This window comes from Jiella endophytica (genome assembly GCF_004519335.1).
Classification (GTDB): Bacteria; Pseudomonadota; Alphaproteobacteria; order Rhizobiales; family Rhizobiaceae; genus Jiella; species Jiella endophytica.
Window position 1 is genome coordinate 1 of record NZ_SOZD01000014.1, and the last position, 25,049, is coordinate 25,049.

The 25,049-nt window shown below is 68.2% G+C and carries 26 protein-coding genes; 14 read left to right on the forward strand and 12 right to left on the reverse strand.

From position 1 onward, the window contains the following. Nucleotides 1-403 precede the first annotated feature (403 nt). The 7 genes from E3C22_RS23175 to E3C22_RS23205 are packed head-to-tail and all read right to left on the reverse strand — an operon-like array spanning nucleotide 404 to nucleotide 6,488. The gene (locus E3C22_RS23175) at nucleotides 404-1,579 is read right to left on the reverse strand and encodes a BatD family protein (protein WP_134764264.1); all 1,176 of its coding nucleotides are present in this window, start codon (nucleotides 1,577-1,579) and stop codon (nucleotides 404-406) included. Beyond that, on the reverse strand, nucleotides 1,573-2,220 hold the full coding sequence (locus tag E3C22_RS23180) for a hypothetical protein (protein ID WP_245515156.1): 648 nt from the start codon (nucleotides 2,218-2,220) through the stop codon (nucleotides 1,573-1,575). Before E3C22_RS23180 ends, E3C22_RS23175 begins: the two co-directional genes overlap by 7 nt. A gap of 1 nt (nucleotide 2,221) precedes the next feature. Further along, nucleotides 2,222-3,148 (reverse strand): VWA domain-containing protein, encoded by a 927-nt coding sequence (locus E3C22_RS23185; protein ID WP_134764265.1) that lies wholly within the window; start codon nucleotides 3,146-3,148, stop codon nucleotides 2,222-2,224. Beyond that, nucleotides 3,148-4,101, reverse strand: a complete 954-nt coding sequence (locus E3C22_RS23190; protein WP_134764266.1) for a VWA domain-containing protein — start codon at nucleotides 4,099-4,101, stop codon at nucleotides 3,148-3,150. The genes E3C22_RS23185 and E3C22_RS23190 overlap by 1 nt, the downstream gene beginning before the upstream one ends. Beyond that, nucleotides 4,098-4,523 (reverse strand): hypothetical protein, encoded by a 426-nt coding sequence (locus E3C22_RS23195; RefSeq protein ID WP_134764267.1) that lies wholly within the window; start codon nucleotides 4,521-4,523, stop codon nucleotides 4,098-4,100. Before E3C22_RS23195 ends, E3C22_RS23190 begins: the two co-directional genes overlap by 4 nt. Beyond that, nucleotides 4,507-5,457, reverse strand: coding sequence for a DUF58 domain-containing protein (locus tag E3C22_RS23200; RefSeq protein ID WP_167591882.1), 951 nt, complete (start codon nucleotides 5,455-5,457; stop codon nucleotides 4,507-4,509). Before E3C22_RS23200 ends, E3C22_RS23195 begins: the two co-directional genes overlap by 17 nt. Continuing rightward, entirely contained in the window at nucleotides 5,457-6,488 is a 1,032-nt protein-coding gene (locus E3C22_RS23205; protein WP_134764269.1) for an AAA family ATPase, read from the reverse strand. Before E3C22_RS23205 ends, E3C22_RS23200 begins: the two co-directional genes overlap by 1 nt. A gap of 202 nt (nucleotides 6,489-6,690) precedes the next feature. Here E3C22_RS23205 and E3C22_RS23210 point away from each other — a divergent pair, with 202 nt between their 5' ends. After that, nucleotides 6,691-8,064 (forward strand): HAMP domain-containing sensor histidine kinase, encoded by a 1,374-nt coding sequence (locus E3C22_RS23210; RefSeq protein ID WP_167591883.1) that lies wholly within the window; start codon nucleotides 6,691-6,693, stop codon nucleotides 8,062-8,064. Continuing rightward, the gene (locus tag E3C22_RS23215) at nucleotides 8,061-8,702 is read left to right on the forward strand and encodes a response regulator (protein ID WP_134764271.1); all 642 of its coding nucleotides are present in this window, start codon (nucleotides 8,061-8,063) and stop codon (nucleotides 8,700-8,702) included. Before E3C22_RS23210 ends, E3C22_RS23215 begins: the two co-directional genes overlap by 4 nt. Before the next feature lie 140 nt (nucleotides 8,703-8,842). Here E3C22_RS23215 and tldD read toward each other — a convergent pair whose 3' ends face one another. Together tldD and E3C22_RS23225 are read right to left on the reverse strand one after the other, a co-directional pair. Then, nucleotides 8,843-10,261 (reverse strand): metalloprotease TldD, encoded by a 1,419-nt coding sequence (gene tldD / locus E3C22_RS23220; RefSeq protein ID WP_134764272.1) that lies wholly within the window; start codon nucleotides 10,259-10,261, stop codon nucleotides 8,843-8,845. Nucleotides 10,262-10,542: 281 nt separating this feature from the next. After that, nucleotides 10,543-11,100: an invasion associated locus B family protein gene (locus tag E3C22_RS23225; protein WP_134764273.1), complete on the reverse strand. Its 558-nt coding sequence runs from the start codon at nucleotides 11,098-11,100 to the stop codon at nucleotides 10,543-10,545. A 381-nt stretch (nucleotides 11,101-11,481) separates the two neighbouring features. On the opposite strand from E3C22_RS23225, the gene coxB reads away from it, so the two are divergent. The 12 genes from coxB to E3C22_RS23280 all read left to right on the forward strand — a co-directional run bounded on the left by coxB (nucleotide 11,482) and on the right by E3C22_RS23280 (nucleotide 22,455). Continuing rightward, nucleotides 11,482-12,408: a cytochrome c oxidase subunit II gene (gene coxB / locus E3C22_RS23230; RefSeq protein ID WP_134764274.1), complete on the forward strand. Its 927-nt coding sequence runs from the start codon at nucleotides 11,482-11,484 to the stop codon at nucleotides 12,406-12,408. 26 nt (nucleotides 12,409-12,434) lie between these two features. Further along, nucleotides 12,435-14,036, forward strand: a complete 1,602-nt coding sequence (ctaD, locus tag E3C22_RS23235) for a cytochrome c oxidase subunit I (RefSeq protein ID WP_134764275.1) — start codon at nucleotides 12,435-12,437, stop codon at nucleotides 14,034-14,036. 271 nt (nucleotides 14,037-14,307) lie between these two features. After that, a complete protein-coding gene (locus E3C22_RS23240) occupies nucleotides 14,308-15,243 on the forward strand; it encodes a heme o synthase (protein WP_134764276.1) in 936 nt (311 codons plus the stop codon). Further along, nucleotides 15,240-15,383 (forward strand): hypothetical protein, encoded by a 144-nt coding sequence (locus E3C22_RS24610; protein ID WP_167591884.1) that lies wholly within the window; start codon nucleotides 15,240-15,242, stop codon nucleotides 15,381-15,383. Before E3C22_RS23240 ends, E3C22_RS24610 begins: the two co-directional genes overlap by 4 nt. Continuing rightward, nucleotides 15,380-15,997, forward strand: a complete 618-nt coding sequence (locus tag E3C22_RS23245) for a cytochrome c oxidase assembly protein (RefSeq protein WP_134764277.1) — start codon at nucleotides 15,380-15,382, stop codon at nucleotides 15,995-15,997. The genes E3C22_RS24610 and E3C22_RS23245 overlap by 4 nt, the downstream gene beginning before the upstream one ends. A gap of 214 nt (nucleotides 15,998-16,211) precedes the next feature. Next, complete coding sequence (locus E3C22_RS23250) at nucleotides 16,212-17,090, forward strand: cytochrome c oxidase subunit 3 (protein ID WP_134764278.1); 879 nt, start codon at nucleotides 16,212-16,214, stop codon at nucleotides 17,088-17,090. Nucleotides 17,091-17,187: 97 nt separating this feature from the next. Then, nucleotides 17,188-17,586, forward strand: a complete 399-nt coding sequence (locus E3C22_RS23255) for a DUF983 domain-containing protein (protein WP_134764279.1) — start codon at nucleotides 17,188-17,190, stop codon at nucleotides 17,584-17,586. Nucleotide 17,587: 1 nt separating this feature from the next. After that, entirely contained in the window at nucleotides 17,588-18,409 is an 822-nt protein-coding gene (locus E3C22_RS23260; RefSeq protein WP_245515158.1) for an SURF1 family protein, read from the forward strand. 85 nt (nucleotides 18,410-18,494) lie between these two features. Further along, nucleotides 18,495-19,505 (forward strand): 4-hydroxy-3-methylbut-2-enyl diphosphate reductase, encoded by a 1,011-nt coding sequence (gene ispH, locus E3C22_RS23265; protein WP_134764280.1) that lies wholly within the window; start codon nucleotides 18,495-18,497, stop codon nucleotides 19,503-19,505. A gap of 5 nt (nucleotides 19,506-19,510) precedes the next feature. Continuing rightward, nucleotides 19,511-20,509, forward strand: a complete 999-nt coding sequence (locus E3C22_RS23270) for a homoserine kinase (RefSeq protein WP_134764281.1) — start codon at nucleotides 19,511-19,513, stop codon at nucleotides 20,507-20,509. Then, nucleotides 20,506-20,979 carry a ribonuclease HI gene (gene rnhA / locus E3C22_RS23275; RefSeq protein ID WP_134764282.1) on the forward strand — a complete coding sequence of 158 codons (474 nt, stop codon included), beginning with the start codon at nucleotides 20,506-20,508 and terminating at the stop codon, nucleotides 20,977-20,979. Before E3C22_RS23270 ends, rnhA begins: the two co-directional genes overlap by 4 nt. 246 nt (nucleotides 20,980-21,225) lie before the next feature. Continuing rightward, on the forward strand, nucleotides 21,226-22,455 hold the full coding sequence (locus tag E3C22_RS23280; protein WP_134764283.1) for an adenylate/guanylate cyclase domain-containing protein: 1,230 nt from the start codon (nucleotides 21,226-21,228) through the stop codon (nucleotides 22,453-22,455). Nucleotides 22,456-22,559: 104 nt separating this feature from the next. Here the strand turns inward: E3C22_RS23280 and E3C22_RS23285 are convergent, their stop codons facing one another. The 3 genes from E3C22_RS23285 to ygfZ all read right to left on the reverse strand — a co-directional run bounded on the left by E3C22_RS23285 (nucleotide 22,560) and on the right by ygfZ (nucleotide 24,693). Beyond that, nucleotides 22,560-23,075, reverse strand: coding sequence for a tyrosine phosphatase family protein (locus E3C22_RS23285; RefSeq protein ID WP_134764284.1), 516 nt, complete (start codon nucleotides 23,073-23,075; stop codon nucleotides 22,560-22,562). Between the two features lie 62 nt (nucleotides 23,076-23,137). Further along, complete coding sequence (locus tag E3C22_RS23290) at nucleotides 23,138-23,821, reverse strand: HD domain-containing protein (protein WP_134764285.1); 684 nt, start codon at nucleotides 23,819-23,821, stop codon at nucleotides 23,138-23,140. A gap of 14 nt (nucleotides 23,822-23,835) precedes the next feature. Next, a complete protein-coding gene (gene ygfZ / locus E3C22_RS23295; RefSeq protein ID WP_134764286.1) occupies nucleotides 23,836-24,693 on the reverse strand; it encodes a CAF17-like 4Fe-4S cluster assembly/insertion protein YgfZ in 858 nt (285 codons plus the stop codon). Nucleotides 24,694-25,049 lie beyond the last annotated feature (356 nt).

Consider the following 25,049-nt stretch of genomic DNA (forward strand, 5'->3'; position numbering starts at 1 on the left):
GGCGCCTCGCCCTCAACGTCGCCAGACTGCATCCCGACAAGACCCCCATGCGACGAAAACTCCTCAAGGCCGGATGGGACGAAAGCTTCTTCTTCGATCTCATTCGCCATATGCGATAGACCTGCCCGCAAGGGGGGAGATCGACGGGATCGCGGGCCGTGCTATTTCGCAGACGGCATAGCACTCCAATACCTTTAGCGCGCGATTTCTGTCCACCGCATCTGGGAGGATGAGATTTTGAGGTCTTGGAAGCCTCCGAATTTCGGCGGCGGCATCCAATGATGATCGATCTCCCCCCTTGAGGGGGAGATGCCGGCAGGCAGAGGGGGGTGAGTCCCGCCGCGACAACCCTCAACCTGGCGCGCGAGCTCTCCGAGCCTCGCGCTTCCCCGCAGCGAAATCATCACCGTCGCCGCAACAGCCGGCGCAGCTGCCGGTCGAGCGCCGCGAGATCAGCCGGCTCGCCGGCCTTGAACAGCGCGGTGTCGAGCGTCGCCAGGTGATGCTCCGGCGAAAGCCCGCGCCGCGTCAGCCGCCGCGCTGCGGCAGTCCGGTAGGCCCGCGCGTCGCCGCGCAGACGGGCAAGCCGCATCGCCAGCGCCTCGCGCTCCGGCAATGCCTGACGAAGCCTCGCCAGAATCTCGCCCGGTGGCCGCGGCCGGCGGCCCACCAGCGTCGCCGCCACCGGCAGGCCGAGGCCAAGGGCCAGCGGCAGCAGCCAGGCAGCGGGGTTGGTGCGCGGCGCATCGACCTGTTCGGGCGCCGTCGCCGTCGCATAGGCGAAGCGCTGCGACTTCAGCACCACGTCGCGCATCTGCCGGCTGGTCGTGTCGAACCAGGGAATGTCGTAGGCCGGCAGCCGTCCCGGCTCGGCCTTCGAAAGCCGCATGCGCCATTGCCAGCGGACGCTGCCGACGGGTCCGTCGCGGGTGAGCTTGGTCGAGCGCTGCTCCGGCGCGATGAAGGCGATCAGCCAGGGCGCGATCACCTTCGGCGGCGGCGGCAGGGCGGCGGCGGTCTGGCCCTTGGCAGTAATCGTCACCGTGCGGGTGGCGGTGGCGCCGTCGGCCAGCTGCGCCGGGTCCATGTCCCAGCGGTCGTCGATGCTGACGTCCTTCGCCGGGAGCCACCAGCCGGCGTTGGTCTTCGGCTTTGGCCTGACGGTGAGGCTGACCGCATTGGAGGTGACGGTCGTCTCGCTCCAGTGGCCGTTGCCGTCGTCGAGGGTCAGCCGGTGGCGGAACGGGCCGATGGTCAGCCTGCCGGTCCGCTCCGGATAGAGCGCCAGCTTGCGCTCGACGGTGGTGTATTCGCGGCCGTTCTTGCGGGTCTTCGACCAGACGTCACGGCCGAGCTGCAGCCAGGTGAAGTTCGGCAGCTGGACGGCCTCGAAGCGCTCCAACGTGATGAAGGCGGCATAGTCGCCCTTCAGCGTCATAAGCACCATCTCGCCGACAAAGGGCTCGGAACTGTCCGCCTCGATGGTAGCGGTGAGGGTCAGGTCCGGCGCGGCCGCCCGGGCACCGGCGCCGAGCCCGAGGACCAGCCAGAGGAGCGCGGCGATGATCCGGCCTACCATGCGGTGTCCTCCGGCGGGTTGGCGAGGCCGAGATCCTGGCGGCGCTGATATTCCGCCTTGATCCGGCGCTTCAGATAGAGCGCCGGCTCGTCCTCCAGTGTCGCGAGCCAGCTCTCGGTCGCGGCGTTCATGCTCTTCACCCGCGGGTCGAGGGCGCTCAGCTGCATCGCCACGCTCTTGGCCTGGATGAGGTCGCGGCTGGTCGGGGCGGCAGCCGAGGGCTCCTCTGTCCTGGCATTGGCGGCGACCCCGTCGATGGCGTTGGATTCGCCGATGACGTCCGGCACCTTCTGCTTGACGAGATCGCGGTTGAAGCGGGCGTCGGCATCGGCCGGATCGACGAAGAGGACGGCCTCGAAATAGGCGAGCGCGCGGGGATAGTCGCCGGTCGCGGCCAGCGTCAGACCGCGGTCGTAGGTGGCGCGGCGGCCAGATCCCGCAAAGGCCGCGTCCGCCCCGGCATAGTCGCCGGCCTGATAGAGCGCGACGCCCCGGGCATGAGGGGCATCGAGCAGCGGCAAGGCAAGGCGCGGCAGGCCGATGGCGAGAGCGAGCCTGCCGAAGGCCGCCGGGCCGGCGACAATCGCGCAGAACCCGGCGAGCAGGAGGACGGCGACGGGGAGAATGCGGATGTTCGCCATCTCAGCGGGCCCTGCGGAACAGGAGGAGCGCCGGCGCAAGCGCGAAAAGCAAGAGATAGCGGCCGAAATCGGCGAAGAAGAGCGCCGCGGTGTCGCCTTTGGCCAGATCGCTCGCGGCGCGTCGTCCGACCGTCTCTGCTAGCGGCACCGGGTCGCGCGCCTCGCCGAAGCTGCCGTCGCCCGCCTCCGCAAGGCGCTGCAGCCCGGCCTCGTCCGGCGGCGGCAGGTCGCCGTTCTTGGCGGTCGGGCGCACCAGATAGGCGTTGACGTGAATGCCCCGGCCGGCGAGGTCGCCGGCTTCGGCAAAGGCCTCCGGCGAGAGATTGTCGCCGTCGGTGACGAGGACGATGTCGCCCTTCAGGACCCCCGCCTCGCCAAAGACGCGGCTCGCCAGCGCCAGTGCCCGGTCGGTGCGGCTGCCGGGATTGGGGACGACGTCGCCGCCGAGAACGGCGATCAGCGGCGAGAGGGCGGCGGCATCGGAGGTGAAGGCGCTCGCCACATAGGCCTCGCCGGCATAGAGGATCATCGCCACCGGCCGGCCGGCTGCCCGCTGCAGGACGAGTTGCGCGGCCGCCTGGGCATCGGCAAGGCCGTCGCCCTCGACGATCGAGCGCGACAGGTCGATGGCGACGACGATGCCGTCGAGATTGCGGAAGGTCTCGGGATCGGCTATCCGCCGCGCCGGCCCCGAAAGAGCCAGCGCGATCGCCGCGGCGACGGCGACCGGCACCAGCAGCCGGCGGCCCTTGCCGGGGACGACCCGGCCGAAGCGCGCCATCGCCCGCATCAGCGCCGGGTCGATCGCCTGTTCCCAGGCGCCGAGCCCGCGCGCCCGGCGGAGCGCCACGGCCGCGAGAAGCGCGATCGCCGGCAGGGCGGCGAGCCAGAGCGGGCGGAGCAGCACGAGAGAGCCGACCTCCGCCATCACAGCGCCCTGCGGCTGACGACGAGGAACACCGCGCAGCCGAGCGCGGCGAGCGCCGGCCAGATCCAGTAGTCGCGCCGGATCGTTGCCGGCGGACGGTCTAGGCCGCTCGCCTCGAGGCCGTCGATGGCGGCGGTGACGGTGGCAAGGTCGCCGGTGCTTTTCACCCGGAAGCTGCGGCCGCCGCTGGTTTCGGCGATCATCTTCAGCGTCGCCGTGTCGACGGCGTCGGGGTCGTTCGGCCGGGTCTCGCGGTCCTCGGGCCCGAGCGCGATGGTGTAGACGGTGATGCCGAGGCGCTTTGCGAGCCTGGCGACATCGGCCGGCAGGACATTGCCCGAGGTGTCGGCGCCGTCGGAGAGGAGTATCACCACCCGCGAGCGGGCATCGCCCTTTTCCAGCCGCTTCAGCGCGACGCCGAGGCCGCCGGCAATGGCGGTCGAGCGGCCGGAAATGCCGATCGTCACCTCGTCGATCGCCCGCGAGACGGCGGCGACGTCGAAGGTCAGCGGTGCGGCGACATAGGCGTTTTCGGCAAACAGCACGAGGCCGACCCGGTCGCCGGCACGGCCGGCGACGAAGCGCTTGCCGACCGCCTTCACCGCCTCGAGCCGCGACACCGTGCGGCCGTCGAGGGTGAAGTCCTCCTGCTCCATCGAGCCGGACAGGTCGATCGCCAGCACCATGTCGCGGCCGGATACCGGCAGAGCCTCCACCGGCTCCAGCCGCTGCGGGCCGGCCAGCGCGACGACGAGCGCCAGCCAGAGGAGGATCGGCACGGCCCGGCGGATCCGCACGTGAAGGCCGTCCCGCGCACCCTCCGCCAGGCCGCGGCCGATGCTTTCGGGAATGAGGAGCGCGCCGGTCACCGCCTCGCGCCCGGGCAGGAGCCGCATGGCGAGAAGCGGCAGCGGCAGGAGGAGAAAGGCCAGCGGCGAAGCGAAACCGATCATCGCCGCCCCCGGCCCGGCAAGGCTTCGAGGATCGCCGCATCGAGCCCGTCGGCATCGAGGCGGGGGGTCGGCCGATAGAGCTCGGCATCGATCCGCGCCCGGATTTCGGCGAGCTGCCGGCCGGCCCTTTCGCCGTGCCGGCCTTTGGTCCGCACACTGCGTTCCAGCGCGGCGACGAGCTGCGACTGGGAGAGGAGACGCGCTTCCGGGGCAAGGCGGCGGGCCGCATCGAGCTGCCTCGCGGCAAGGGAACGTTCCGACAGACGCGGGACGGTGAACGCCCGCAGCAGGACGGCGAGTGCGAGACCGGCGACGAGCGCCAGGGCGAAGATCGCCAGCCCGCCATGCCAGTCGAAGGCGGTGAAGCCCGGCGGCAGGCGCACCGGCCGGAGCTTTGCGATCAGGTCAGGATCGGCGCCCATCGATCCCCTCCAGGCTCGCCGCGATCGTCTCCCAGGTGCCGTCGCTGGCGACCGGCCGCACCGGAACGCCCGCTGCGGCGAGGCGCTCGACATTCCGGTCGGCAGCGCTGGTCGGCGCGGGCGTCGTCTGCTCCCGCCTGACGAAAGCCCAGCCCATCGGCCCGGCGCCGGCCTCGCCGACCAGCCGGTAGGGATAGGCGCCTTCCCTGGGGGCGGTCTCGAAGCGGTCGCGGACATGCAGGACGGTGATGGCATAGCGCCGGCAGGCCGCCCCGGCGAGACGCTCGAAATCCTCTCTCTGCCGGTCGAGCCCGGTGGCGATGAGCAGCGCCGTCCCCGGCATGGCGCGTGCCACGGCCTCCTCGAGAAGCTCGGCAAGGCTCGGCTCGCTGGGATGCCGCCCTGCGGCGAGGGTCTCCGCCGCGGCGGCGTGGGCGCTTTCCAGCGCACCGGCGATGCCGGCCATCGCCCGCTCGCGGGGCTTCGGCGGCAGGAACTGCGTCTCGCCGCCCGCCGCGGCCAAGAGGCCGACGCGCCCGCCCGCCTCGACGACGCGCCAGCCGGCGAGCGCCAGCGCACCGGCGGCGGCGACCGAGCGCAGCCGCACCCGCGTCCCGAACAGCATCGGGGCGCGGAAATCGGCGATCAGCAGCGCCGCCCGGTCGCGCTCGTCGCGAAAGGTGCGCACATGGGTCTTGGCGGTGCGGGCCGTCGCCGCTGCATCGACATGGCGGATGTCGTCGCCTTGCGAAAACAGCCGCACGTCGACGATTTCGAGGCCGTTGCCCCGCCGCTTGCCGGCAAAGCCGCCGGGCCGGCTGGTCGGCGCGAGGGAGCGTTCGGGAACGTGCCGGACGATGTGGCGCATGGCGAAGAGCCGCGCAGCGTCGACCCGCACGGCCTCGTCCTCGGCCTCGGCAAATGGCGCCAGCATCACAGCGGCTCGACGCGGGAGACCAGACGCTCGACCAGGCTGCGGCCGGTCACCCCCTCGGCGCTTGCCCGCCATGTCGGGATGACACGATGGGCGAGGATGTCCGGCGCGAGCTCCGAGACGTCCTCCGGCACGGCATAGTCGCGGCCGGCGAGAAAGGCGCGGGCACGGGCCGCGGCGGCGAGCGCCAGCGATCCGCGCGGCGAGACGGCATGCTCGATCTGGCTTTCGAGGTCCGGCATCGCGCCGCTCCGCCGCGTTGCCATGACGAGGCGGACGATATAGTCCTTCAGCGCCGGCGCGAGGTGGATCGCGGCCGCGGCGCGGCGGGCCGAGAGGATCGCCTCGGTGGTGACCGGCGTCGGCCGGGCGGGCGCCTCGCCGGCCGTCTCGCGCTCGACGAGGCCGAGGATCTCGAGCTCGGCGGCCGCGTCGGGCAGATCGACGAGGACATGCATGAGAAAGCGGTCGAGCTGCGCCTCGGGAAGCGGAAACGTGCCCTCGTGCTCGATCGAGTTCTGGGTGGCGACCACCATGAAGGGTTGCGGCAGGGCGTAGGTGACGCCGCCGGCGGTGACCTGCGCTTCCGCCATCGCCTCGAGCAGCGCCGACTGTACCTTCGGCGGCGCGCGATTGATCTCGTCGACGAGGACGAGCGAGTGGAACACCGGCCCCTCGACGAATTCGAAGCGTCCCGCCTCCGGCCGGAACACCTGCGTGCCTGTCAGGTCGGCCGGCATCAGGTCCGGCGTGCACTGGATGCGCGAGAAGGAGGCTTCGAGGCCGCCGGCGAGCAGCTTGACGGCGCGGGTCTTGGCGAGGCCCGGCGGGCCCTCGACGAGCAGATGGCCGCCGGTCAGAAGCGCGATCAGCAGACGTTCGACAAGGCTCGATCGGCCGATCAGCCCGGCCTCGACGCTTCTCCGCAGGCTGGCGAGCGGCGCGGCAGGCTGCAACGGCGCAGCTCCTGTCAATCGACGGTCACCCGGTGCGGTCGGCGCCTCGGCCTCGGCAAGTGGACGGTCCACCATGTTCCTCCCATCGCCGCGCGACGGGCGGTGCCGGACCCTCACGCGACTGGACGGGATTATCACGACCGGGCCGCCAAAGGTAAACGGCAAAACGCCCTTTCCCGGACGGGCAAGTTGCCCGATCACCGTGGAGAGACCTTGCGGTGCCGGCAAAGCTCGTTGCCAATGGGTGCCGCCGGCTGCGAAGAGGAGGTGCCGCGTCGTGAGCCTCAAGGCCAAGCTCGTCTGCCGCCTGATCCTGGTGGCGACGGCGGCGTTCTTCGTCGCCGTCGGGTGGATCGTCGCAGATACGCGGGCCCAGATCTCCAACGATCTCGCCGCGACCGAGGCGCGCGTCTCCTACCAGCTGGAGCGCATGCACCGGCTCGGCAGCGGTACGCCCGCCCCGGCGCTGATGATGGACAACGCCATCGAGATCGTCCTGGTCATGGCGCCCGGAACATGCGTCGTCGTGTCGCGCGAGGCCGCCGGCCTTTCCGAGCGGCGGCTGTGTGCCGGCTGGAACGTCTACGGCCGGGTGGCGCCAGACTGGTTCCGCGTCCTGCTCCGGGCGACGATCGGCGGATTCGCACCCATCGAAAAGGCCGTTCCGATTTATGACGGCACCGACTACCGGCTGAGGACGACCATCGATCCGGTCGCCGCGACGACGCGGATCTGGCAGCAGGTGCGCATCGCCAGCGGCCTCTGCGCGGGGCTTGCCGGCGCGATCGCGCTTCTCTCGGCCTTGGCCGCGACGCGGACGCTGGCGCCCGTCGCGACGCTGGTGTCGGGCCTGCGGCGGATCGAGGCGGGAGAGACCGGCGGCCGGCTGCCGCGGTCCGGGATCGCCGAATTCGACCGCATCGCCGGCGCCATCGACGACCTCGCCTCCCAGCTCCACACCTCGCTCGAGGCACGCAAGGCGCTGATGAAACGGTTGTTCGCGGTCCAGGAGGACGAACGCCGGCGGCTCGCCCGGGATCTTCACGACGAGTTCGGCCAATGCCTGACGGCGGCTGGTGCCATCGCCGCTTCGATCGAGGGCGAGGCGGGCAGCGATCGTCCTCGCATCGCCAGCGACGCGCGGACGCTCGGGCGCATCAACCAGCGCATGATGATGTCGCTGCGCAGCGCCTTTTCGACGCTGAGGCCGCCCGACCTTGCCGAACTTGGCCTCGGCGCGTCGCTGGCATCCCTCGTCCGCGACTGGAATGCCGGGCTGTTCGGCCGCACGGTCTTCGAACTCCAGGCGTCGCCCGCCGTCGACGATCTTCCGGCCGAGGTGGCGACCACGGCCTATCGGATCGTCCAGGAGGGCCTGACCAATGCCGCGCGCCATGCCGACGCCCGGCATGTGCGGGTCGCGCTCGGCATCGCCGCGCCCGGCAGCCGGCCGGTGCTGGAGATCGTCGTTGCCGACGACGGGATCGGCGGCGAGGCTGCAGGCTTCCAGCAGGGCGGCAGCGGCCTCATCGGCATCCGGGAGCGTGTCGGCGCAATGAACGGCCGGCTCGTCATCGACAGCAGCTCCGCCGGCACCCGGCTTGCCGCGACGGTGCCGCTGGAGGCCACCGGCCGGGAGGCGGCGGCGTGAGTACCGTGTTGCTGGTCGACGATCATCCGGTGGTGCGCGAGGGGTATCGACGGCTGATCGAGAGCCGCGGCCGGTTCCAGGTGGTCGCCGAGGCGGATACGGCGGCGCAGGCCTATCGGCTCTACCGGACCCACGAGCCGGATCTCGCCGTCGTCGATCTGTCCCTGCCGGGACCGGGCGGCCTCGATGCGATCCGCCACATCCGCCAGTTCGATCCGGCGGCAAAGCTCCTCGTCTTCACCATGCACCAGAACCCCGCCTATGCGCTGAAGGCCTTCGAGGCAGGGGCGGCGGGCTATGTGACGAAGAGCAGCGAGCCCGGCGACCTCCTGCACGCGCTCGAAACCGTCGATGCCGGGGGAAGGGCCCTCAGCCCGGACATCGCCCTGGCGCTCGCCGGCGACAGGATCGACGCGGCGCGGGCGCCCTTGTCCGATCTCAGCCCGCGCGAGACCGAGATCCTGCGGCTCATCGCCCTCGGCCATACCGACGAGGCGATCGCCGAGGCTCTGTGCCTCAGCCTCAAGACCGTGCAGAACAACCACTACCGCATCCGCGCCAAGCTCTCCGCTCCGACCGACGCGCAGCTTACCCATATCGCGCTGTCGGCCGGGATCGTCGGCCTGGAGAGGCGCTAAAGCATCGGCCCGAAAATCGGGATCGATTTTCGGAAAGCACGATGCGTCGAATCAAACAAATAGCCCGGCCTTCGTGCGTCCATTCGGACGCACTGCGCGCTAGGCGGCCGCCGCCAAGGATGTGAAGCTTGGCGAGCGGATCACGCCGCTTCCGTGCCGCCGACCGTCACCTGGTTCATCCTGAGATGCGGCTGGCCGACGCCGACGGGAACGCCCTGGCCCTGCTTGCCGCACATGCCGATGCCGGTGTCGAGGGCGACGTCGTTGCCGACCATGGAGACGCGGTGCATCGCCTCCGGGCCGTTGCCGATCAGCATGGCGCCCTTCAGCGGCTCGGCGACCTTGCCATCGCGGATGCGGTAGGCCTCGGTGCAGCCGAAGACGAATTTGCCGCTGGTGATGTCGACCTGGCCGCCGCCGAAGGAGACGGCGTAGATGCCGTCCTTCACCGAAGCGATGATCTCCTGCGAGCCATACGGGCCTTCCAGCATCATCGTGTTGGTCATGCGCGGCATCGGCACATGGGCGTAGGACTGGCGGCGGCCGTTGCCGGTGGCGGCCATGCCCATCAGACGGGCGTTCTGCCGATCCTGCATGTAGCCGACGAGCTTGCCGTCCTCGATCAGCACGGTCTTGTTGGTCGGCGTGCCCTCGTCGTCGATGGTCAGCGAGCCGCGGCGCTCGGCAATCGTGCCGTCGTCGACGACGGTCACGCCCTTGGCGGCCACCTGCTGGCCCATCAGCCCGGCGAAGGCGGAGGTCCTCTTGCGGTTGAAGTCGCCCTCGAGGCCATGGCCGACCGCCTCGTGCAGCATCACCCCCGGCCAGCCGGCGCCGAGCACGATGTCGAAGCTGCCGGCCGGCGCCGGCACCGCCTCGAGATTGACCCGGGCCTGGCGCAGCGCCTCGTCGGCGATGTGTCGCCAGGAACCCTCGGCGAGGAACTCGCCGAAGCCCCGGCGCCCGCCGGCGCCGTGGGAGCCGCTCTCCTGGCGATCGCCCTTGCCGCAGACCACCGAGACGTTGATCCTCACCAGCGGCCGGATGTCCTTCACCAGCCGGCCGTCGGCCCGCAGGATCTCGACCGTCTGCCAGGTGGCCCCGAGCGTCGCGGAAACCTGGCGCACGTCGTCGCCCTTGGCCCGCAGATAGGCGTCGATCTCCTGCAAGAGCTTCACCTTGGCCTCGAAGCCCGGCGCCGGGATCGGGTTCTCGTCGCCATAGAGCTTGCGGTTGGTTCCGGCCGGCGGCTCGGCGATCGTGCCGGAATGGCCGGTCTTCACCGCGGCGACGGCGTCGGCGGCACGCTTCAGCGCCGCGGCCGAAAAGTCGCCGGCATGGGCATAGCCGACCGCCTCGCCGGCGACCGCCCGCATGCCGAAACCCTGGTCGATCGAGAAGTTGCCGGATTTCAGCCGGCCATTGTCGAAGACGAGGGATTCCGATTCGCGATATTCGAGGAAGAGTTCGCCGTCGTCGGCCCCGGCCAGCGTCTCGGCAAGCACGGCCTCGACGTCTTCGCGGGAGAGATCGAAGCGTTCGAGAAGGGAGATGGTCATCAGGTCGTCTTTCTCGCCGCAGGCGCGGCATGGTCATGGCGGCGGGCTGGAGAGCACTGCGTCCGGCGGGATGCGCCGAGGCGCGTCAAATCATTCGATCCGCGCAGGGCCTCCGCACCGTGCTGTCCGAAAACCGCTTCCGGTCTCCGGGCCGATGCTGCAGAGCCCGGCGGATCCTCTTCCCGCAAGATAGGCCCTGCCAGGCCGCGATGCCAATCACCGCCGCCGAAGGCCGGCGCAAAAGCCGCATGGGAGCCGGCGCAAGCCGAGGGTATATCGCGCTATTCCTTCTTCGGGGCCAGCGCGGTGAAGCCGTCCTTGAAACCCTTGAGGTCGACGGAGATGCCGATGCCGCCATTCGGCTCGGCCGACTGGAAGAAGGTGAACACCGCCTCCTTGCCGGTCGACAGGAGGTTCAACAGGCTGTCGTCCAGCGGCACCTCGGCATAGCAGCCGTCGGAGAAGCAGCGGGTGAACTGGGTGCGGCCGACGCTCTTTCCGTCGATGATCAGCCCGAGCCCGTAGTCCGGCAGCGGCAGAAGCACCCCGAGCGGCGCCAGCACCCGCAGGATGCGGGACTTGCCGTCGGCGGTCCTCAGCGCCACCACCGAGAGGCTCAGCTCCGGCCGCTGGTCGGAGACGACGTTCTGGAGGAGGGCGCACTGCTCGTCGCTGGCGCCGGCGGGATGGTCGCAGACCACCGCCCAGGCGCCGTGCCGCGACTTCACCGTGCCGGTGGCGCCGGCCTGCGCAGCGGCGGGAACGGCGGAAGCGAGGCTGGCGGCGATGGCGGCCGCGATCGAAACGGCGATGGCGAGCGATCTCGGCGCTTGGTTCATTTCGACATCCGAATCAGTTGCATGGGCGCACCCTCGACGACAGAGATGCCAAAGGCGAGGGCCGGCGGATGCATCGCAGCATCCGGCGCGGCGAACTTACGACGCCCGCCGCGCGACCGGAAGCCCCGGCGAGGCTTTGCGACCCTTAAGTTGAAGGCGCTTGGCGCCCGCCTTGCCATTGCGGGGGCCACAGGGCGGCATCGCGGATTGCGTTTATGCCGCAAGCCGGGCGGCCCGATATGGAGTTGCGGCCGGGCGGGTTTCGTGGTTTGAAGCTTGGGGGTTACCGGAGTTTGGGAAGATTCTACGCTGGAACTGCGCCGCTTGCCGGCGGAGTTTGGGACGCTGCATTCGGGTTCCGGCGTGCGTGTGAGGGAGAACATGCGAGTGAGACGATCGACCATTGCCGCGGCGGCTTTGCTCTCGTCGGCGGGTGTCGCCATGGCGGCCGAGACGCTGCCGGGCCAGCCGCATGACTGGCAGATCACCCTGCAGGAGGCGCTGTCGCCGATCGAGGCGCAGATCCACTGGTTCAGCAATTACACGCTCGCCTTCATCATACCGATCACCATCCTCGTTGCGGCGCTGCTCGCCTGGTGCGCCTACCGCTTCAACGAGAAGAGCAACACCAAGGCCTCGCGCACCAGCCACAACACCACCATCGAGGTGATCTGGACGCTGGCGCCGGTGATCATCCTGTTGTTCCTGGCGGTGCCGTCCTTCCAGCTGCTCACCGCCCAGTACAATCCGCCGAGCGAGCCAGAACTGACCATCAAGGCCACCGGCTACCAGTGGTACTGGGGCTACGAATACCAGCCGAGCGGCAATTCTCCGCAGGCAGAGGCCGAGCCGGTGTCGTTCGATTCCAATCCGGTCGCCCAGCTCACCGACAGCTTCGAGGACCAGGAAGCCGCTGCCGCCGCCAAGGGCGACCCGGCCCAGTATCCCCGGCTGCTTGCCGTCGACTACGAGCTGGTCGTGCCGGTCGATACGGTGATCCGCGTCCTGTCGACCTCCGGCGACGTGATCCATTCCTTCGCCCTTCCTTCGATGGGCGTGAAGGTCGACGCCGTGCCGGGCCGGCTCAACGAATACTGGTTCGAGGCGAACCGCGAGGGCATCTTCTACGGCCAGTGCTCCGAGCTCTGCGGCACCAACCACGCCAACATGCCGATCGCGCTGCGCGTCGTCTCCAAGGACGAGTTCGCCAACTGGTACAAGACTGCCGGAAGCGACATCGACGGCGCCAACGAACAGCTGACCGCCGCGATCGCCGCCAAGACCGGCGCCAAAGTCGCGTCGCGCTGATTTTACCGGGTTAGAGGGAAACGATCATGGCATATGGTGCCGCCCACGAGGCCCACGACGACCACAAGCCGCATGGCTGGACGCGCTGGGTCTATTCGACCAACCACAAGGACATCGGAACGCTCTATCTGATCTTCGCGATCTGTGCCGGCGTCTTCGGCGGCGCCCTGTCCGTCGCGATGCGCATGGAGCTGCAGGAGCCGGGTCTCCAGATCTTCGGCGATCCGCAGGTCTACAACGTCTTCACCACCGGCCACGGCCTGATCATGATCTTCTTCATGGTGATGCCGGCGCTGATCGGCGGCTTCGCCAACTGGATGGTGCCGATCATGATCGGTGCGCCGGACATGGCCTTTCCGCGGCTGAACAACATCTCCTTCTGGCTGCTCGCCGCCGCCTTCCCGCTGCTGCTCCTGTCGATGTTCGTCGAGGGCGCGCCGGGCTCCAACGGCGCCGGCACCGGCTGGACGATGTATCCGCCGCTGTCGACCTCGGGCCATCCCGGCCCGGCCGTCGATCTGGCGATCTTCGCGCTGCACATCGCCGGTGCCTCGTCGATCCTCGGCGCGATCAACTTCATCACCACCATCCTCAACATGCGTGCCCCGGGCATGACGCTGCACAAGATGCCGCTCTTTGCCTGGTCGGTGCTGGTGACGGCGTTCCTGCTGCTCCTGTCGCTGCCGGTGCTCGCCGGCGCGATCACCATGCTCCTGACCGACCGCAACTTCGGCACGACCTTCTTCTCGCCGGCCGGCGGCGGTGACCCGATCCTGTTCCAGCACCTGTTCTGGTTCTTCGGCCACCCGGAGGTCTACATCCTGATCCTGCCGGCCTTCGGCATCATCAGCCACATCATCTCGACCTTCTCCAAGAAGCCGGTCTTCGGCTATCTCGGCATGGCCTATGCCATGGTGGCGATCGGCGTCGTCGGCTTCGTCGTGTGGGCCCACCACATGTATACGACCGGCCTGTCGCTCAACACCCAGCGCTACTTCGTCTTCGCGACGATGGTGATCGCGGTGCCGACTGGCATCAAGATCTTCTCCTGGATCGCCACCATGTGGGGCGGCTCGATCTCCTTCCGGGTGCCGATGCTCTGGGCGGTGGGCTTCATCTTCCTGTTCACCGTCGGCGGCGTCACCGGCGTCAAGCTCGCCAATGCCGGCATGGACCGGGTGCTGCACGACACCTATTACGTCGTCGCCCACTTCCACTACGTCTTGTCGCTGGGTGCCGTCTTCGCGATCTTCGCCGCCTGGTACTACTGGTTCCCGAAGATGACGGGCTACATGTACAACGAGCGGGTCGGTCAGATTCACTTCTGGATGACCTTCATCGGCGTCAACATCATCTTCTTCCCGCAGCACTTCCTCGGCGCCGCCGGCATGCCCCGTCGCTATGTCGACTATCCCGACGCCTTCGCCGGCTGGAACTTCGTCTCCTCGATGGGCTCCTACATCTCCGGCGTCGCCGTCCTGGTCTTCCTCTATGGCGTCTGGGAGGCCTTCTCGGCGAAGCGGGTGGCCGGCGCCAACCCGTGGGGCGAGGGTGCGACGACGCTGGAATGGCAGCTGCCTTCGCCGCCGCCCTACCACCAGTGGGAAGAACTGCCGCGGATCCGCTGAGGGCAATCCGCTGACCGGCGGCCACGAAAGTCGGGGCGCGCTCGCTGTCGGGCGCGCGTCGTGCTAGGAGGCTCCGGCGGCCGGATCCATACCCGGGACCCGGGAATGGCCGGACTTGCGAGGCCGCGTCACGGCCTGGCAGGCCGGCCGGAAGCCGGGCCGGCAAAGCCCGTTTCATGTCGGGCGATTCGGGCGGGGCTTTGGCCGTGATGCACTGTCATCGTGAGACGACTGGCCGGCCTACCGCAGAGAGACGATCGAGGTTCTTGAATTGACGCTAGTCGACGCACAGGCTCCCATCGCGCCGCGCGAGGCCATCAGCCTCTCCGAGCCGAGGGACTTCATCGAGCTCCTGAAGCCGCGGGTGATGTCGCTGGTCATCCTGACGGCGGTGACCGGCCTCGTCGTCGCGCCGGTCCACATGCATCCGATGCTGGCGGCGATCTCGATCCTGGCGATCGCCATCGGCGCGGGGGCCGCCGGCGCCCTCAACATGTGGTATGACGCCGACATCGATGCGATGATGACCCGCACGGCCAGGCGTCCGGTGCCGACCGGCCGGGTCACCGGCGAGACGGCGCTTGCCTTCGGGCTCGCGCTTTCCCTGCTCTCGGTCTGCCTGCTCGGCCTCGCCTCCAACTGGTTCGCCGCCGGCTTCCTCGCCTTCACCATCTTCTTCTACGCCGTCATCTACACGATCGGCCTGAAGCGTTTCACGCCGCAGAACATCGTCATCGGCGGCGCCGCTGGCGCCTTCCCGCCGATGGTCGGCTACGCCGCGGCGACGGGCGGCCTGTCGGTCGAATCGACCATTCTCTTCCTGATCATCTTCCTCTGGACCCCGCCGCATTTCTGGGCGCTGGCCCTGTTCAAGCTCCGCGATTACGGCTCGGCGGGCGTGCCGATGCTGCCGAATGTCGCCGGCGAACGGGCGACGCGGATCCAGATCTTCGCCTATTCGCTGGTGCTCGCGCCGATCGGCGTCGCGCCCTTCCTCTTCGGCTATGCCGGCCCCGCCTATGGTGTCGTCTCGACCCTTCTCGGGCTGAACTTCCTGCGCCATGCCTTCGTCGTCCTGAAGATGGCGGACGGCGACGAGAAGATGATCCCTGCCAAGAAGCTCTTCGGCTTCTCGATCCTCTATCTCTTCGGCCTCTTCGCCATGCTCCTCGTCGATGCGGCGATCACCATGACGATCGGGGGATGATCGTGGAGCGGGAGGACAGGATCAGGCTGACGGAGAGCGAAAAGCGGGCGCAGCGAAACCGCTCGATCGCCATCGGCGTCGTTCTCGTCGCGCTGGTGGTGATCTTCTATCTCGTCACGGTGGCGAAGATGGCCTCATGAGCGACGACCAGAACCCCGCCCCCCGGAGCGAGCGATCGCGCTTTCGCAGCCTCGCCGTCCCGATCGCCTGCGCCGCCTTTGCGGCCGGCATGCTCGGCGCGGCCTTCGCCTCGGTGCCGCTCTATACGTTGTTCTGCCAGGTCACCGGCTATGGCGGCACCACCCAGCGCGCCGAGGCGGCGCCGACGGCGGTCAGCGACAAGCAGGTGACGGTGCGCTTCGACGGCAATGTCGCCGAGGGCCTGCCCTGGACCTTCCGGCCGAACCAGCGCGAGGTGCGGGTCCATCTCGGCGCCAAGACGGATGTCAGCTATCACGTCGTGAATAATTCCGACCGGCCGATCACCGGACAGGCGCTGTTCAACGTGACGCCCGAGGCGGCGGGGCTCTACTTCAACAAGATCGCCTGCTTCTGCTTTTCCAGCCAGACCCTGCAGCCCGGCGAGACGGCCGAGATGCCGATCATCTTCTATGTCGACCCTGAGATGGCCGACACCGAAGAGCTGAAGAGCCTGCAGGCGATCACTCTGTCCTACACCTTCTTCCCGGTCGACGATCCGGCGCCGGTCGTGGCCGAGCCGAATGCCGGCAAGACGAAGGGCAAGGACAGCTGAGGAATGGGCCGATCGGGCGGAGCGGCATTTCGCTCCGGCCGCGGCGACGAGAATGCTGGAGTCCGCCGGCGTGGTGATGGTAAGACGGGGCGGGCACGGCATGTGACGGCGAAAGGTCGCTGACCTTTGATGCCGTCATGCGAGAGGGTTGGTGGGAGCGGTTCGGCGGCGAGGGTTGCCGCGCCGCTCTGCGAGGGAAGGACCGGGGAGAGCCATGGCGGACGCGCACGTCAAGAAACACGACTATCACATCATCGATCCGAGCCCGTGGCCGTTCATCGGCTCGCTCGGCGCGATGATCATGCTGTTCGGCGCCGTCGGTCTGATGCGCTGGCATGGCGGTCTGGAATTCGATGTCTTCGGGCTCAACCTCGCGACGCCCTGGCTCTTCCTGCTCGGTCTGGCGATCGTTCTCTATGTGATGTTCGCCTGGTGGTCGGACACGGTGAAGGAGGGCCAAGAAGGCGCCCATACCCCCGTCGTGTCGATGCATCTGCGCTACGGCATGATCATGTTCATCGCCTCCGAGGTGATGTTCTTCGTCGCCTGGTTCTGGGCTTTCTTCGACGCCAGCCTGTTCCCCAACGAGGCCGTCCAGGCCGAGCGCGTCCAGGTGCTCGGCGGCCAGTGGCCGCCGGTCGGCATCGAGGTCCTCGATCCGCTGCACCTGCCGCTGTTCAACACGATCACCCTGCTTCTCTCGGGCACCACGGTCACCTGGGCGCATCACGCGCTGCTGCACAACGACCGCAAGAGCCTGAAGATCGGCCTCGCACTGACCATCGTGCTCGGCATCATCTTCTCCTACGTCCAGTATTTCGAATACGCCCACGCCCCCTTCGCCTTCTCCGGTTCGATCTACGGCTCGACCTTCTTCATGGCGACGGGCTTCCACGGCTTCCACGTGATGATCGGCACGATCTTCCTGATCGTCTGCCTCGTCCGGGCGTCGCTGGGCCAGTTCACGCCGCAGAAGCATTTCGGCTTCGAGGCGGCCGCCTGGTACTGGCACTTCGTCGACGTCGTCTGGCTGTTCCTGTTCTTCTGCATCTACGTGTGGGGCGGCTGGGGCGCGCCGGTCTTCGAGGCCTGAGGCCCGGCCGGCCCATCGAAACGCCGCTTCATGCGGCAATCGGATATCGAGCGAAGGCGGCATCAGGCCGCCTTCGCCGTTTTCTCGGGATCGCGACATGGTCGAGGACAGCGCCTTTCACGCCACCGCCGATTCGGTGAAGGCGGCGACGCGGGGCCGCTGCCCGCGCTGCGGGGAGGGCAAGCTCTTTGCCGGTTTCCTGTCCTTGAAGGAGCGCTGCTCCAACTGCGACCTTGGCTATGACTTTGCCGATGCCGGCGACGGCCCGGCGGTCTTCGTCATCCTGATCATCGGCTTCGTCGTCTGCGGCCTCGCGCTGTGGCTGGAGGTCGCCGCCTCGCCGCCGCTCTGGGTGCATTTCCTGCTCTGGATCCCGCTGACCCTGATCCTCTGCCTGCCGCTCCTGCGGATCCTCAAGGGCACGATGATCGGCCTGCAATATCGCAACCGCGCCGCCGAGGGGCGGCTCGAGGTGCCTTCCGACCGTGGCGAATAAGGTGAGCGGGCCGAGACCGGAGGGCGGCCGCGCCGGCACTGGTGAGGTCGCAGGGACCGCGGCAGGCGGCTCCGCCACGGCGGGCGAACAACCGACGTCTCGCGGCCGCTTTCTGACGGCGCTCGGCTTCTGCCTTCTCGGCATCGCCATCCTCTTCGGCCTCGGCACCTGGCAGGTCGAGCGGCTGTTCTGGAAGGAAGGCCTCCTCGCCGAAATCGACCAGCGCACCCATCAGGCGCCGGTGGGGATCGATGCGCTTCGCAAGCGCTTTGCCGCGGGCGAGCCGGTCGAATACGCGCCTGTCACCGTGACCGGTCGGTTCCTCAACGATGACGAGCGCTATTTCCTGTCGACGAATGAGGGCCAGGCCGGCTGGAACGTCTATACGCCGCTCGTCCTTGCCGGCGGCGATGTCGTCTTCGTCAATCGCGGCTTCGTGCCCTATGAACTGCGCGATCCGGCAAGGCGAAGGGCGGGCCAGCCGGAGGCGGAGGTCACCGTCACCGGTCTTGCCCGGGTGCCGCCACGGGAAAAGCCGAGCTATTTCACGCCCGACAATGCGCCGAAGAAGGACGAGTTCTACTGGCAGGACCTTTCGGCGATGGCCGAGGGTGTCGCAATTCCCGAGGGCGGCGCGCTCGTGCCGTTCTTCGTCGATGCCGGACCCGGCAAGGCCGAGGGCGGCTGGCCGGTCGGCGGTGTCACCGTCGTCTCGCTGCCCAACGACCATCTGCAATATGCCGTCACCTGGTACGGGCTCTGCCTCGTTCTTTGCGTCATGACGGTGCTGATGATCCTGCGGCGATATCGCCGCCCTGCTTGACAGTGCGGGGGCGGATGCCTTCATTCGCACCGTCGGCGAACCCGCAGCACGCCGGCCCGACCATCCCAGCGACCTTGGAGATTTCGTGTCCTTCCTCGCGCCGACCAAGCCGAAGCTGACCCTGCGCCTGTGCGAGCCGCGCGGCTTTTGCGCCGGCGTCGACCGGGCGATCCAGATCGTCGTCCTGGCGCTGAAGAAATACGGCGCCCCGGTCTATGTCCGCCACGAGATCGTCCATAACAAATATGTGGTCGACGGCCTGCGCGAGATGGGTGCCGTCTTCGTCAGGGAGCTCGACGAGGTTCCCGACGACGGCCAGCCGGTGGTGTTCTCCGCCCATGGCGTGCCGAAGTCGGTGCCGGCGGCGGCGGCGAGCCGCGAGATGCTCTATCTCGACGCCACCTGCCCGCTGGTCTCCAAGGTCCACAAGCAGGCGATGCTGCACGTGAAACGCGGCCGCCATGTCGTGCTGATCGGCCATCGCGGCCATCCGGAAGTGGTCGGCACCATGGGCCAGCTTGCGCCGGGCACCGTCAGCCTCGTCGAGACCGTCGAGGACGTCGCGGCCTTCACGCCCGAAGATCCAGACGCGCTCGGCTTCGTTACCCAGACGACGCTGTCGCTGGACGACACCGCCGACATCGTGAAGGCGCTGCAGGCAAAGTTCCCGGCAATGACCGCTCCCTCGTCGGAATCGATCTGCTATGCGACCACCAACCGCCAGGAGGCGGTGAAGGCCTCGGCGGCGGGGACCGACCTCTTCCTCATCGTCGGCGCGCCGAATTCGTCGAATTCCAAGCGCCTCGTCGAGGTCGCCGAGCGGGCGGGCTCGGCGCGCGGCGTGCTCGTCCAGGGGCCGGAGGAGATCCCCTTCGACGCGCTTACGGGCGATCACCCGGTGGTCGCGATGTCGGCGGGCGCCTCGGCTCCGGAAGTGCTGGTCGATGCGATCATCGCCGCGCTTCGAGATCGCTTCGAAGTGGTGATCGACCTCGTCCGGACCGCCGAGGAAAACGAAAACTTCCCGGTGATGCGCTCGCTCCGCGACGTTCCCCTGACGGTGGCCGACATGGCCTTCGTCAATGGCGGGGCCTGACCGACTTGGCCGTCTATACCGACGTCACAGAGCCGGAGCTCGCCGATTTCCTCGCCCGCTACGACCTCGGCGCGCTGTCGAGCTACAAGGGCATCGCCGAGGGGGTCGAGAATTCCAACTTCCTCCTGCGCACCACTTCGGGCACCTACATCCTGACGCTCTACGAGCGGCGGGTGAACCGCGCCGACCTGCCCTTCTTCGTCGGGCTGATGGAGCATCTCGCCGAAGCCGGCCTCTCCTGCCCGCTGCCGGTCCACGACCGGGATGGCAATGCCCTCGGCGAACTCTCCGGCCGACCGGCGGCGATCTTCACCTTTCTCGACGGCATGTGGACGCGGCGGCCCGGCCCCGCGGAGTGCCGCGCCGTCGGCGTCGCGCTCGCCCGCATGCACGAGGCCGCGGCGAATTTTCCGCTGACTCGGCAGAACGGCCTTGCACCGGGCGACTGGCGCCCGCTCTATGAGAGCTGCAACGGCCGCGCCGACGAGGTCGAGCCGGGGCTGTCGGCGGAGATCGAGGCGGAGCTTGCCGATTTCGAGGCGCGCTGGCCGGCCGATCTGCCATGGGGCGTCATCCATGCCGACCTCTTTCCCGACAACGTCTTCTTCCTTGCCGGCGAACTGTCGGGCCTGATCGATTTCTACTTCGCCTGCAACGACCTCCTCGCCTATGACCTCGCGATCACGCTCGGCGCCTGGTGCTTCGAGCAGGACGGCTCCTACAACGTCACCAAGGGGCGGGCGCTGATGGCCGGCTACGCCTCTGTGCGGCCGCTGGAGGAGGCGGAATACGAGAGCCTGCCGATGCTCTGCCGCGGCGCTGCGATGCGCTTCATGCTGACGAGGCTGTACGACTGGCTGACCGTGCCGGACGACAGCTTCGTCACCAAGAAGGACCCGCGGGAATATCTGAGGAAGCTGCGCTTCCACCGCGGCGTCCGCGATGCCTCGGAATACGGGCTTGAAAGGGCTGCGGTGACGCGGCCGGCGAAAGGAATGGCATGAGCGAGGCCGGCGACCGGGTCGAGATCTTCACCGACGGGGCCTGTTCGGGTAATCCGGGCCCCGGCGGCTGGGGTGCCATCCTGCGCTTCAGGGGCAACGAGAAGGAGCTCTCCGGCGGCGAGGCGGTGACGACCAACAACCGCATGGAGCTGCTGGCGGCGATCGAGGCGCTGAAGGCGCTGAAGCGCGCCTGCGCCATCGACCTCTATTCCGATTCGTCCTATCTTCGCGACGGCATCACCAAGTGGATCTTCGGCTGGAAGAAGAAGGGCTGGAAGACCGCCGACGGCAAGCCGGTGAAGAACGTCGAGCTTTGGCAGGCGCTGGAGGAGGAGAAGGACCGCCACGACGTGACCTTCCACTGGGTCCGCGGCCATGCCGGCCACCCGGAGAACGAACGGGCCGACGCGCTGGCAAGGGCCGGCATGGAGCCCTTCAAGAAGAAGCGCGGTGCCGCCGCGGCGGGCTGATCCGGCGGCAAGTCCGCCCGCGCGCAGCCAGTGGTTCAATTCTGACATTTGCGTCCGTCCTGCATCGGGCTCGTGACAAATGTCGGAATCGAGAACCACTCGGTAAATCTCTGTTCTGGTGCAGCTTTTGAATTTGCTCCACCAGCCGACGCAGGCCGCCTTGAATGGGCCCGGCTGCTCGTCCATCTGTCGGACGGTTGCGCACCGCTTTGCGGTCATTTCGAAATTGCGAGGAAAGGGGCCGCGATGGGGCTCGCCGATCAGGTCAATGAGTGGCTTCTGAGCGAAGCCCTGGGCGAGCCGAAGCTCGAGACCCTTTTCTATCGGCTCTGCATGAAACTGCTCGGTATCGGCGTGCCGATCTCGCGGGCGCGGCTCAACTGGCCAACCCTGCATCCGCTGTTCCGCGCCGAGATGATCTCCTGGCAGCGCCATGCCGAAGAGGCGACGCTCGACCACTTCAACCATCAGGACACGAACAGCGAGGCCTGGCAGGCGAGCCCGCTGCGGCACATGCTCGAACACGACCTGAAGATCCTGCGCCGCCGGCTGACCGGGCCGGGCAAGCTCGTCGATTTCCGGCTTTTGGAGGAACTCGCGGGAGAGGGCTACACCGACTATCTGGCGCTGCGCACGGAGTTCAAGCAGGCGGGCAAGGGCATCGAATCGAAGGGCTCGGGCATTATCGTCATCTGGGCCTGCGACCGCGAAAACGGCTTCACCGAGGAGGATCTCTCCGTCCTGCAGGAGATCCAGCGCAGCCTCGCCCTCGTCTGCAAGGCGATCATCCAGTCGCAGATCACCACCAACATCGTCGAGACCTATCTCGGCCGGCAGGCCGGGCGGAGCGTGCTGGAGGGCAACATCCGGCTCGGCGACGGCGCCAAGACCAAGGCACTGGTCTGGTATTCCGACATGCGCGGCTCGACCCACCTGACTTCGGTGCTGCCGAGCGACGAGTTCCTGGCGCTCCTCAACGACTATTTCGAATGCGCCGCGCGTCCGGCGATCCTTGCCGGCGGCGAAGTGCTCGCCTTCATCGGCGACGCGGTCCTGGTGGTCTTCCCGCTCGAGGATCTGAGCCAGAAGGCGGCTTTGACCGGCAGGGTGCTCGATGCCGTCTCGAAATCCTTCGAGATGCGCGACACCGTCAACGAGGAACGGCGCAAAACAGGGCTCGAGGAGATCCACTTCGGCATCGGGCTCAATATCGGCGAGGTGGTGTTCGGCAATATCGGCGTGCCGGAGCGGCTTGCCTTCACGGTGATCGGTTCGACCGTCACCGAGGTGGAGCGCATCGAGAAGCTGACCAAGAGCGTCGCCAGCAACGTGCTCGCGACGAGCCAGGTGGCCAATCTCCTGCCGGGCCGCTGGGCCTCCGTCGGCGCCCATGCGGTCGACGGCGTCGACAATCCGATGGAGCTCTTCATGCCGCTCGACTGCGGCAAGGCCGTCCTGAAGATGGCGGCGGAGTAGCTACAGCATCGGCCCGAAAATCGGAATCGATTTTCTCAAAAGCGCGATGCGGTGATTCAATACCTTAGAACGTCCTTTGTGCGTCCATTCGGACGCACAGTCGTCTAAAGCGTCAGCGGCAGGACGAAGGGCGTGCCGGCAAAGGCGTTTTCGCCGCGGCCGATCGCCTCGATCGCCGCCACCATCCTGCCGCCTCTCTGAAGCTTTTCGTCGGCAAGCGCCACCAGCCGCGGATTGGGCGTCGCCGAAGGCGAGCGGCGGCGCAGCTCCTTTGCCAGCAGCGCCTCGTCGAGATCCGGATTGATCGCGATGGCGAGGATGTAGGCGGCCGCCGTCGAGCGGCTGATCCCCGCCCAGCAGTGGATCGCCAGCGGCGTGTCGCGGCGCCAGCCCTCGCCGAAGGCGATCAGCTGGTCGAGATGATCGGCGGACGGGGCGGTGAAGCCCTCCATCGGCGCGGCGATGTCGTTGAAGCCGAGAAACAGATGCCGCGGCGCCTCGATGGTCGCCGGCCGCTCGACCGCCGTCTCGGCATTGATCAGCGTGACAAGATCGAGGGCGCCGTGTTCGGCGACCGTCTTCGGCATGTCGGCAAGGGACGAGACGACGAGATAGCTCATGGCGACGCTATGTAGGCGGTTTGCGGGTGGGATGCCAGCGCTTGGGCGCTGCTCATGACGCCTCAGCGCGCCTGCGGGACGGCCGGTTGCGATGCGGCGGGATCCTTTGCCACGGCCGCCGGACGGCCCTCGGCGGCCGTCAGTTCCGCGTCGAGGGCGGCGAAGCGGTCGAGGAAGGCCGTCTCCATCGCGGTTGCCGGCAGCGGCGCAAATTCCTCCGGGCTGCAGGCGGCATCGCCCGGTTCGCCGAAGAACTTCGCCGCTTCCTTGCGGGCGAACCCCGCCAGCAGCGTCGCCTCGAAATAGGCCGAGACCCGGTCGGCTGCCTTGATCGCCTTCTCGACCGCCGCCGGCAGCGATCCCGGCAGGCCGAAGCGCATGTGGATCGCCGCCTGCAGCCGTTTTTCCACCGCCTTGTAGTCGCCGCCCATCACCGCCTTGAAGGGCGAGATCATGTCGCCGACGACGTATTCCGGGCCGTCATGAAGGAGCGCCGCCATGCGCCAGCGCGGGTCGGGCTCCTTGGTTGCGACCAGCCGCTCGACGATCAGCGAGTGCTGGGCGACGGAAAAGGCATAGTCGCCCCGGGTCTGGCCGTTCCACCTTGCGACACGGGCAAGCCCGTGGGCGATATCGGATATCTCGACGTCGAGGGGCGAGGGATCGAGGAGGTCGAGCCGCCGGCCGGACAGCATGCGCTGCCAGACGCGCGGCGCCGCCTGCGTTGAGCTCTTGCGCGGCGGCATGCGTCGCGTCCCGCTCACGTCGCGTCGCCGGCCGCGTCGGTCTCCGCCGGGGCCTCGGGGATGACGTAGCCGGCATAAGGCGGGATATCCAGCGCCACCGGAACGCCCTCGACGCTCAGCGCCGCGTCCTTCGCCGCTGCTGCCGCGAGCCGGTCGATCCTCACCAACGCGAGCCCGCGGTCATCCTCGATCGAGAGGATCTCGCCGATCGCCCGGTCGCCGGCGCGGATCTCCGAATTGGCGACCAGCGGCGCCTCGCCGGTGACCAGCATCAGCCGCCGGCGCGCGGTGCCGCGGTGCTGCATGCGCGACACCACCTCCTGGCCGACGAAACAGCCCTTCCTGAAGGATACGCCGCCGTCGAAATCCATCAGCACGTCATGCGGAAAGACCTCGGAGGCGCCATAGTCCTCGCCGATCTCGGCAACGCCCGAGCGGATGCGCAGGGATCGGAACGCCTCGGCCGAAACCTTCTCCGCTCCGTCCGGGGCCCCGTCATAGAGGCGGAAGACCGGCTGGCCGGCAAACCGCCGGTCGGCAGGGCCTCGCGCGTCCTCCGCCGCGCCCCAGAGGGCGACGACCGGCTCCTCGCTCTCCTCGATGGCGATCTTGCGGCGCAGCCGGTAGAGCGTCAGCCGCTTCTTCAGATCCGCCCGCATCGCCCTTGCCATGTCGAGCCGGAAGCCGTCTGCGATCCGGCTGAGGAGGAAAGCGAACATCACCTTGCCCTGCGGGGTGAGAAGCGCCGCGGGGGTGACCGCCGCTTCGCTCACCGCGCCGATGTCGGCGGTCAGAAGGTTCTGCAGAAAATCCTCCGTCTCGGGGCCGGTGAGATGCAGCGTCGCGCGCTCTTCAAGCAGGGCATAAGGCATGGGGATCACTCGTCGCGGGTCGAGTTCGGCGCAGCACCGAGAGTCGCGGAAGGCGCATCGGGCTGCATGTCACCTACCTATGACGGCGGGCGCGGCGCGACAAGCGAAGGGCGCCGAAGCCTGCTTCCGTCGGCGGCGAACGCTCAGTGCACCGCAAGTCCAATGGGATACTCAGGGACGGGCCAATTCGTCGAACAAGCGCATCATGCCTTCCGAGAATTGACGCGGATTTTTTGACCAATCCCGTAAGCCTGAGCGCCTTTCTATCGAGATTTCCGTAACCCTTTCCGTGCTTTATGCGCCCTCCGAAGGTCGGCGTAAGAGCTTCTTCACCCCGAGGGGCAAGACTTCCCAGC